Here is a 6,000-nt window from a genome sequence, read left to right as displayed (position 1 = left end):
CTCCGAGCCACGACGCGACGCCTCCCTGCGCACTGCACGCGACGCGCGCGGTGCCCGTGGGCGGCCGCACGTGGCTGCGCGACCGCGACCTGGAGGACCTGCTCGTGGCGCGGTGGGACGCGTGGAGGCGGACGTCGCCCAGCGCCATCCCCAGCGCTTCCGCGAGGAGACGTCGGAGCTGGTCGCGGGGCTCCTCGAAGGCCTGCGCTCGGAGCTGGAGCGCGTGCAGGCGGACCTGGGTTCGCTGGTGGCCTCGCCGCTGTCGCTGTCCATGACGGTGCACCGCCACCCCGAGCCTTCGCCGGAAGTCGCGTCCGAAATCGCCTTCATCGTGTCCGTGGAGCGCGAGGGCTTCGTGCGCACGCGCCGGGTCGTCCGCGTGCCGGTGGCGAAGCTGGAGCAGCGCGGAGAGGGGCAGTGGCTGCCGACGTTCCGCCTGGGCCGCGAGCGCCTGGACGCGCTGCTCGCGCGCACGGAGGCCGCGTTCTGCCTCTTCCTGGTGCCCGCCTTCGTGCGCCCGGAGTGCTGGGTGGTGCCCGCGCGGCTGGCGCGGGCCCTGATGGAGACGCAGGGCGCCCTGTCCGGCGTGCCTCGCGACGCCGCGCAGGGGACCTCCCGGTCCCTGGCCCAGTGGCTGGTCTACGACGTGCTGGGCCTGTGGGTGGGCGACGAGCGGCCCGACGTGGTGGAGGCCGCGCGCGAGGGCGATGGCGCCGCGGAGTTCGTGGTGGACGTCACGGTTCGCTGACCCCGTGGAAAAAGCCCCCGGGAATTGTCCGGGAATATCCAGAAGCCCCGGCGTAAAGGCCCATGAGGGGTGCAGGAACACGCCTGGGAGGGGTCCCGGGACAACAGGTCCGTCCGTCGGCTGACGGAGAGCTGGCATGCCTCCACGCGCGCAGCGTCGCGCGTGTCTCCAGGGAAGGCAGAGGCATTCATCATGGAGACTTCGTTGCGTGCGGCGTGGGCCCTCCTGGGCCTGGCTGTCACGGCCGGACTGGGTGCGTGTGGCGCGGACGTGACGAGTCCCAGCTGTACGGCTCGGACTCCAGCGGCTACCGCGGCCGCTACGACGCGCTGTGGCCGCAGGCGCCCGAGGATCCTCCGCGCCTCCTGAAGCGCGGTCCACCACACGCCACCGGTCCCGGGGGGGAACCGTGTCCTCAATGAACCTTTCGAACGAGGAGTCCGCCGTGTCGCGTTTCCACTGCGAGCTGAAGCTGGAGCAGAAGGGGGCGCACGCGCGGACCCCGAATGAACGTCCGGGGACGTTCGTGGACGGGGTCCGGTGGCGTCAGTCGAGAGCACGGGGGCGGAGCGGATCCGCGGGGGGGCAACCGCCCGCGCGGCACGACGCGGAGGCCGTCGCGCCCGAACGGAGGCAGCCCCTCGCGGGGCCGGAGCGGGCGACCTTCGGAGACCTGGTGGCCACGTCCGTCGCGACGCGGGCCAGCTTCGAGCGCATGGCGTGCGCGGCGGCGTGCAGCGCCACGGTGCTGCTGGAAGGGGAGACGGGCACCGGCAAGAGCCGCGCGGCGCAGGCCATCCACCGCGCCGGAGCCCGCGCGAACGCGCCCTTCCTCGTCGTGGACTGCGGCGCGCTCCCGGCCAACCTCCTGGAGAGCGAGCTGTTCGGCCACGAGAAGGGGGCCTTCACCGGCGCCATCCAGCGGCGCGTGGGCGCCTTCGAGGAGGCCGACGGCGGCACCATCTTCCTGGACGAGATTGGCGAGCTGCCCGCCGAGCTCCAGCCGAAGCTCCTCCGCGTGCTGGAGAACCGGGAGATCCGCCGCCTGGGCTCCAACACGTACCAGCCGGTCAACGTGCGCGTCATCGCGGCCACGCACCGCGACCTGCGCCAGGAGGTCCAGGAGGGCCGCTTCCGCGCGGACCTCTACTTCCGCCTCGCGGTGGTGGGCATCTCCATTCCGTCACTGCGCGAGCGCACGGAGGACATCCCGTTCATCGTCGAGCGCATCCTCGCGGGGCTGGGCGCCACGCCCGAGCAACAGGCGAAGCTCACCACGCCGGACTTCCTCGCGCGGCTCCAGCGCGCCGCCTGGCCGGGCAACGTGCGCGAGCTGCGCAACCACCTGGAGCGCTGCCTCGTCTTCCAGGACGCGCTGCCGCCCACCACGCCGGAGGCCGCGAATCCCCTGGCTCCCACGGGTACTCGCGCGGTGGACCCGCTGCTGACGTACGCGGAGTCACGGCGCCGGGCGCTGGAGACCTTCGAGCGCGACTACGTCGAAGCGCTCCTCCAGCTCCACGGAGGCAAGGTGTCCCACGCCGCCGCCGCCGCGGACATGGACCGCGTCTACCTGTACCGGCTCCTGCGCAGACACGGCCTCAAGAGCTGATGTCTGTCTCGACTCGGGGTGAGTGAAAAAACCACGGCCATTGACTGGATTCCCGGTTTGTTGGACTTATCACGGCCTGGAGGCATTCCATGCACCGTGATTCGTGTCGCCTTGTCCCCGGGGCAATGATTGGCTGTCTTGCGTTGTTGTGGAGTGGCTGTGAGCCCATGGATGTATTGGCCTCACATGCCGACGGTTTCTCCAGCCAACGACAGGCGGTGACGCCCGCGTCACCGGAGACACTGCCCTCGACGCTGCTGGCCGACATCGCGGGAGCGCTGCCCGACAATCAATCGGTTCCGGTCCACCATCCGGACTACGTCGCGGCCACGAACAACCCCAATGTCCTGCTCACGGCCACGGCGGATGTCTGGGTGACGTTCGTGTCCGAAGGCGCCACCTTCCGCAACACGCTGGGCTTCTTCACGTACCCGGACGGCAGCCCTCCGGCCACCGTGGAGGAAGTGCAGAAGCATGTGGTCTTCCCCAACGCCTCGGCCTGGGGGGCGGGCGGTGAGCTCTACACGGGCGACCGTGTCCTGCTGGGACGGTTTCCCGCTGGAACGCGGGTGGGCTTCTTCCTGGTTGCTGATGGCTGGGACGGCGCCCAGGTGGACCTGGACAAGCTGACCTACTACTCCGTGGACGCGCTCAACCCGGAGACGACCGCCCCCAGAAGACGCCACGTCATGGCCGCCTACCATCTGGAGACGCAACGCCGGATCCTGGGTTTCGAGGACTTCAACCGCGACCACGAACAGTCCAACGACAACTTCAACGACGTTGTCTTCACCGTGCAGAGCGACCCGGTGTCCAGCGTGGACTCCGGCGGACCGACCCTCCCGGAGAAGCCCTGCCCGGAAGCACCTTCCGCGCAAGTGCATTCCTGCCAGGAGTTGCACCAGTACTGTCCTTCGCTGGGCAGTGGCGTCTATTCGCTGAATCCCTGCGGCACCCAGGCCTCGTCGTACTACTGCGACATGGCCACCGATGGAGGAGGGTGGACGCTCGCTGGCTGGCAGGCAGCCAATGCGAGGACGAACCTGGGCGTGTCGACACGCGGCACCGTGGGGGGCACGGACTGGTCGAAGAGCCTGGCCTGCGTCTCCTTCAGCAGTGTGATGGTCTTCAACCGCACCTTCGGGGAAAGCCATACCCAGACCTATGCGCCCGCGACCTGGAACTACTTCCAGACGAACATGGCCCTCGGCACGCCCGGAACGGCCTTCAAGCAGGGCGTCTACGGTCCGGCCAACTCGCAGATCATGATGGGGTGCATCAACTACAACTACAACGGCACCGTCAATCCGGGCGCGGGCTGCGATAGCGATTGGCAGGGCGGGTCGAAGGGGCACCTGGCGGACTACGCGGGCGAGTACTGCTCCGGAGGGCGGCTCGACTACACCTGGGCCTGGAGCAACGGCTCCACGTGCAGCCACCGGGGTGTCGCCTACACCTGGGGCTTCGCGATCCGCTGAGCGGATTTTTCACGGGTGGGGCGCGGACAGGTGTCGGAGAATCCGCCGCATGTCCGCTCCCATCCTCGACCTGCACGCGCTCCCGTCGATGCCCGCCACGCTCCTGCGCGCGGCGCTGCCCTTCGGGAAGTCCCGGGGCGGCACCGCGCTGCCGGACCTGACGCTGCGGGCGCACGGCTGCCGAGCCTCGCCCGTGCTGCTGGAGCGCTACCGCGCCGCGTGCGGCTTCGACGCCGACGGCTTCCTGCCGCTCACGTACCCGCAGGTGCTCGCGACGCCGCTGCACCTGCGGCTCCTGGGCCTGCCCGACTTCCCGTACTCCGCGCTGGGCATCGTGCACGTGCGCAACCACCTCCAGCAGCACCGCCGCCTGCCGGACACCGCCGCGCTCACCGTGGCCTGCCGCTTCGACGGCCAGCGCGAAGTGCCCGCCGGCCACGAGTTCGACCTCCAGACGCGCGTGGAGGCCCAGGACTCGGGCGAGCTGCTGTGGGAGGCCGTCAGCACCATGCTGCGCCGCCACGCCCCCCGGAAGGACAGGGACGCCGCGCGCAAGGCCCCGCCTCCCGAGGACGCCCGCTTCGCGTCCAGCCGCCCCGCGGCCTGGAGCATCCCCGCCGACACCGGACGCCGCTACGCGCGGGCCTCCGGCGACTTCAACCCCATCCACCTCACCGCCGTCACCGCGAAGCCCTTCGGCTTCCCGCGCGCCATCGCGCACGGCATGTGGACGCTCGCGAGGTGCGTGGCGGAGCTGGGGGAGGCGGCCCAGGCGGACGCGCTGCGCCTGGACTGCGACTTCAAGAAGCCCCTGCTGCTGCCCTCCCGGGTGACGTTCCAGACGGCTCGCGAGTCCGCGGGCGTGGCGTTCCGGGTGCTGTCGGAGGAGGGGAAGCCGCACCTCGTGGGGCGGCTGGGCTAGCGGAACGGGCGACGCGCCGGCGGGCCGGAGAGGGGCCCGCCAGCCGCGTCAGTCACTCAGCTCCGGCAGGTCCGGCAGGCTGTCCGGGTCCAGCTTCATCAGGGCGCACAGCCGGCTCAGCGTGGGGATGGTGGGGACCATCACCCCTCGCTCGACGCGGGCCAGGACTTCCACGCCCAGCTCCAGATGCTCCGCGACTTCCTCCATGGAGAGCCCCGCCTGCTGCCGCGCTGCCTTCAGCGCGGCGCCAAGCGCTTCGGCCCGCTCTCTCCGACTCTGTGTCATCCCCCGAGCATGGCGCCATCCGGCCCTCTCGTCACTTGAATCCCACACGCCCCCCTCGTGGACGGCGGCCCGGCCGGGGAGCGCCTCCCCGGGACGTGAAGTCCCCAACAGCCCGCTCCCCCCGGGGTCCAGGCCTCCGCCAGCCCTTGCTGATCCCCGGCCCCACGGCCCCGGGCCGGCTCCTTCCGGGACGGCGGCGGGTGGGGTGGCCACGCGTCCCGGGCATGCGCACGCTGCTCCCTGAGGAGGGGCCTTGCGCATTGGCGCCGGGCAGGGGCTGTGTTACGCCGCCGCACCCCGACTTCCATCTTTGGGACTCCAATCGAGGAGAAGTGAATGACCCGTCGTCACGTGCGCGTCGTCGGCGCGATGCTCCAGAACGAGATGGGTCGCTACCTCATCACCCAGCGTCCTCCCACCGCGTCGCTGCCCCTGTTGTGGGAGTTCCCGGGCGGCCGGGTGGAGGAGGGGGAGCACGACGCGGTGGCGCTCGCCCGCGAGCTCCAGGAGGAGATGGGGGTCCGCATCGAGGTGCTCGAGCAGGTCATGCACACCCACCACGAGTACCCGACCTACGACATCGACTTCCGCGTGTTCCGCTGCCGCCTGAGCGACCCGGACGCGGAGATCCACCACCTGCGCGTGCATGACCACCGCTGGGTGGCGCTGGAGGAGATGGGCCAGTACCGCTTCCCCGACGCGGACGCCAAGACGCTGGCCCGGCTGCTGGACCTGGATCACTGACCGTGCGCCGCCCGACCGTGCGCTTCGCCATGCGCTTCGCCGCCGCCGCGGGCCTCCTGCTGTCCGCCGCCTGCTCCAGCTCCCGCCCCACGCCCACCGGCGACACCGCCCCGGACGCCGGCCTGCGGCAGGTGCCCGCCACGGGCCTCGAGGGCTGCCTGCTCTACACGGACGGCCATCAGACGGGCGCCGTGCCCCGCCAGGTCCCGGA

The 6,000-nt window shown here is 71.1% G+C and carries 5 protein-coding genes and 1 pseudogene; 5 read left to right on the top strand and 1 reads right to left on the bottom strand.

Annotation, left to right across the window (positions count from 1 at the left end; all coding sequences use genetic code 11):
- The 4 genes and pseudogenes from ACLEQD_RS06315 to ACLEQD_RS06300 form a co-directional block, all read left to right on the top strand.
- Nucleotides 1-748 (top strand): annotated as a pseudogene (locus tag ACLEQD_RS06315) (hypothetical protein); the annotation flags it as partial.
- Between the two features lie 445 nt (nucleotides 749-1,193).
- Nucleotides 1,194-2,360 (top strand): sigma-54 interaction domain-containing protein, encoded by a 1,167-nt coding sequence (locus tag ACLEQD_RS06310; protein ID WP_410382522.1) that lies wholly within the window; start codon nucleotides 1,194-1,196, stop codon nucleotides 2,358-2,360.
- A 167-nt stretch (nucleotides 2,361-2,527) separates the two neighbouring features.
- On the top strand, nucleotides 2,528-3,838 hold the full coding sequence (locus ACLEQD_RS06305; protein ID WP_410382521.1) for a DUF4114 domain-containing protein: 1,311 nt from the start codon (nucleotides 2,528-2,530) through the stop codon (nucleotides 3,836-3,838).
- 49 nt (nucleotides 3,839-3,887) lie between these two features.
- Nucleotides 3,888-4,760 (top strand): MaoC/PaaZ C-terminal domain-containing protein, encoded by an 873-nt coding sequence (locus ACLEQD_RS06300; RefSeq protein ID WP_410382519.1) that lies wholly within the window; start codon nucleotides 3,888-3,890, stop codon nucleotides 4,758-4,760.
- Nucleotides 4,761-4,808: 48 nt separating this feature from the next.
- Here ACLEQD_RS06300 and ACLEQD_RS06295 read toward each other — a convergent pair whose 3' ends face one another.
- Nucleotides 4,809-5,045 carry a helix-turn-helix domain-containing protein gene (locus ACLEQD_RS06295; protein WP_043321491.1) on the bottom strand — a complete coding sequence of 79 codons (237 nt, stop codon included), beginning with the start codon at nucleotides 5,043-5,045 and terminating at the stop codon, nucleotides 4,809-4,811.
- Nucleotides 5,046-5,381: 336 nt separating this feature from the next.
- Here ACLEQD_RS06295 and ACLEQD_RS06290 point away from each other — a divergent pair, with 336 nt between their 5' ends.
- Nucleotides 5,382-5,789, top strand: coding sequence for a (deoxy)nucleoside triphosphate pyrophosphohydrolase (locus tag ACLEQD_RS06290; protein WP_171412763.1), 408 nt, complete (start codon nucleotides 5,382-5,384; stop codon nucleotides 5,787-5,789).
- Nucleotides 5,790-6,000: the final 211 nt, after the last annotated feature.

The sequence above is a fragment of the Corallococcus sp. 4LFB genome (assembly GCF_046520365.1).
GTDB lineage: Bacteria > Myxococcota > Myxococcia > Myxococcales > Myxococcaceae > Corallococcus > Corallococcus caeni.
This window is presented reverse-complemented; position numbering and strand designations above follow the sequence as displayed.

Coding starts and splice junctions, on each gene's coding strand:
- ACLEQD_RS06305 (WP_410382521.1), top strand. CDS start 2,528: ATGGATGTATTGGCCTCACATGCCGACGGTTTCTCCAGCCAACGACAG.
- ACLEQD_RS06300 (WP_410382519.1), top strand. CDS start 3,888: ATGTCCGCTCCCATCCTCGACCTGCACGCGCTCCCGTCGATGCCCGCC.
- ACLEQD_RS06295 (WP_043321491.1), bottom strand. CDS start 5,045: ATGACACAGAGTCGGAGAGAGCGGGCCGAAGCGCTTGGCGCCGCGCTG.
- ACLEQD_RS06290 (WP_171412763.1), top strand. CDS start 5,382: ATGACCCGTCGTCACGTGCGCGTCGTCGGCGCGATGCTCCAGAACGAG.